We start from the raw sequence: 3,018 nt of genomic DNA on the forward strand, positions 1-3,018 counted from the left end.
AAATATTTAATTAGATTTATTTTTTCTTCTTTTTACCTTTATTCCATTTAGCAGCATTCTAAGCGAATATTGCTCTTTTTCTTGTTACAGGATTCTTACTGTGAGTTAGCTCTTCAGTTGTCTTTCCTGTTTTCTTTTTAGTTGCATTGAACTTACCTCTATTCTCTGGCTTTATCTTTATCTTCTTCATAATTCTAAAATTGTTTATTTACTATTGGATAAGTACCAAGTAAAGGTATCTTGTTAAACCATTTTGTATACTATCCAGGTGTAGCAAATTGAAGATAAGCAGCTTCAATAGATCTCATATCTTTAGGCAAGGATCTTATAGCTTTCTTAATCTATCTAGAAGTTACCTTATCTCCTATATTATTAATCATACCAGTCTTAAACATATACTCTCTAAGAGTATTCATATAAGACTTCTATTCTGTACCTTTGCTATAATAATCAGTTTTATCTGGAAATAATGGATTCTTCTATTTTGATAAATCTCTTTTTAACTCTGCAAACATAGAGTTGCTATAATCGGGGTTTGAACTTTTAGCTAAATTGAAATCTACATAGTGTCCTAATTCATGTCTAGTAGTAGGATAATCTATCTCTGTAAGATTTCTATTTATCTAATATTCAAAATCATCATATCCTGCTGGTTGTCTTCTAGTAATATACCTATTTACAGCTGCATCCTTAGCCTGCATTTTAGCCTTAGCATCTAATTGTTTTATAACAGGATTAGGCAAATTCCAATAATTAGTGTTATACTAATTAATTATATCTTCGTATACTTGAGCATAATTATCACCATAAGTATTCTAAATCTATCTAGCTCTTTCCATATAAGCTGGATTAGAATATAGATCCTCAATTATTCTATTTCTAGATTCTATAGCATCGTCATATAATTTAAATGTACGAGCTTTATCTTCAGCTTCTCTACGGAATAAACTGTTTATCTTATCCTATACAGTTCTTTTTACTTCTGGTACATATTTAGAAGAGTATTTAGTTAATCCTCTAGCTACATTAGATACTGCATTACCTGCTAATTTAAATACTGGATTAAGTAGAGCTCCTTCTACATATAGACTGCCTAATGGATCTGAATTTGAAACATAGCCTGCACCTGGGTTATATCCATATGTAGGATTATATGGATCTCCTTTAGGGTCAAAGTTAGTAATAGGTCTTTCACTAGTATTTTGTGGTGGGTCTTCATCTATAGTACCACCATCTGCATACTTCTTCCAATCCCAGTATTTCAGCTAGGGATTGCTTTCCCTAGCCTACTTATACTGTTGCATTCTCTATCTAAATGCTTCACGTTCCATAATTATTTACTTTTCTTAGAACCCTTTTTAGAGCTCTTCTTTCCACCTTTACAAGCCATAATTAATTCTCCTTATTACTTTTAATCTTAATGTACTTCAACCAAGCGAAATGTTTTCTTTGCTTACAGTATTCAAGATTGGTATCATTATTATGCGCTTCTTCTTCAAAAGATACATCATGATACCGATCTCCTTGTTTATCTGATAATCTAGCTATAGATATTATTAAATATTCAATACCATACCAAATATAGAAAGGCAACCACAACATTTCTTGCATCTATTTGAGATGAATCTTTTCGTGATTATATTCAATATCTGTTATTTTAGATTTATCTCTAGTAAATATCAAACCAAATATATTGATATATTTATAACCCTTAAATGGTATAAATTTGTTCTGTATTACTTTCATATCACTTCTCTCCTGTTACTTTATTGCGAATAGCAGTTTTTGCCTTTAGTTTCTCTCTATCCATAGCAGCTTTATCAGACATACGTTGCAACTCAGTTTCATGCTTCATTCTATCTTTTTCAAGCTGTATCTTCTTATTTTCAGCTTCTCTCTTCTGCTCTATTTCTCTACGCTTATTGTTGAGTTCTAATTGTTTAGTAGCAATATCAGAATTTATCTTCTACTGTTCTAGAGCCTGTTTTCCTATTTCAATTGGATCAGGAATTCCATTCATATCTTGATCCATATTCTCAGCACCACGATAAGCATTAAGTTGTGCTACAGTAATTTTAGTAGCATTGTCTTGATCTACTTTATATTTTTCAAGATCCATTTCTGCTTCCTTAAGCATAAGCTCTTCTTCTTTAAGCTGATTCTGTTGTTCTGCCATTTGTTGTTGTGCTTGTTGTTCAGCTTGCTGCTGTTGCTGCATCTGTTCCATTCTTTTCTGTTCAATTTCCTCAAGCCTATTCTTAATCATACTCATGTTATCTAAAGTAATGATTTCAGCAATATCTAACAGACTGGCACCATTCTGCATAGCAGGTTGTAGCAATTGCTTTAATTGATCTATATACTGTTGATTCTTAGTACTATCATCTACAAATATATCCATATCTTCGTAGAAGAAATTATCAGATAATTGTACAAATGCTCTAGTAGCATCATCTAATATATAATTCAAGTATTTCTTACTATCTTTCCAAGCAGCTTTAGAAGTGTTCAACAGCATAGTTAATACTCTTCTTTTTACCTAATTGTGATTCCAGAACCAAGGTTCAGTAATATGATAAGACATACTAACAGCAGTATTAGTATTACCCACTAATTCACTAGCAGCAATCTACCCTTGTCTTTGTGGAGTAATACCAGTAAGCTTAGCTACCATGTCTTCAATCTTTTGCATCAATTGAATATACTCAGCTATTACATTACTCATAGTTAAGTCCCAAGAAGATAACTAGTTGAATTGAGATGGTTTACCTCCTTCACGTCCTGGTATATCCCACCCTTCATCATATGGATTAATAAAAGCTACACCTAGTGCACTTAAGTAATGCATCCACTTGTTAACATCAATATTCATAGATTTAGGTATCTAAGTAATATCCATTACTGCTACTTTACCTTTATCTCTAGATAATGCTAATTCAAGTCTATACCATACTACAATATACATATACTGTAATGGTTTCATCCTACTTACTAATGATCTAGGCTTACTATTAGTAT

General features: G+C 31.7%; 1 protein-coding gene. It reads right to left on the reverse strand.

Going from position 1 to position 3,018, the window contains the following annotated elements:
• Positions 1-1,966 precede the first annotated feature (1,966 nt).
• Positions 1,967-2,518 (reverse strand): hypothetical protein, encoded by a 552-nt coding sequence (locus GH664_RS22160; RefSeq protein WP_153163789.1) that lies wholly within the window; start codon positions 2,516-2,518, stop codon positions 1,967-1,969.
• Positions 2,519-3,018 lie beyond the last annotated feature (500 nt).

The sequence above is a fragment of the Thauera sp. 2A1 genome, from assembly GCF_009469595.2.
Taxonomy (GTDB): Bacteria; Pseudomonadota; Gammaproteobacteria; order Burkholderiales; family Rhodocyclaceae; genus Thauera.

Bases quoted from the DNA above. Each gene is read 5' to 3' on its own strand.
- GH664_RS22160 (WP_153163789.1), bottom strand. From the start codon at position 2,518: ATGCTGTTGAACACTTCTAAAGCTGCTTGGAAAGATAGTAAGAAATAC.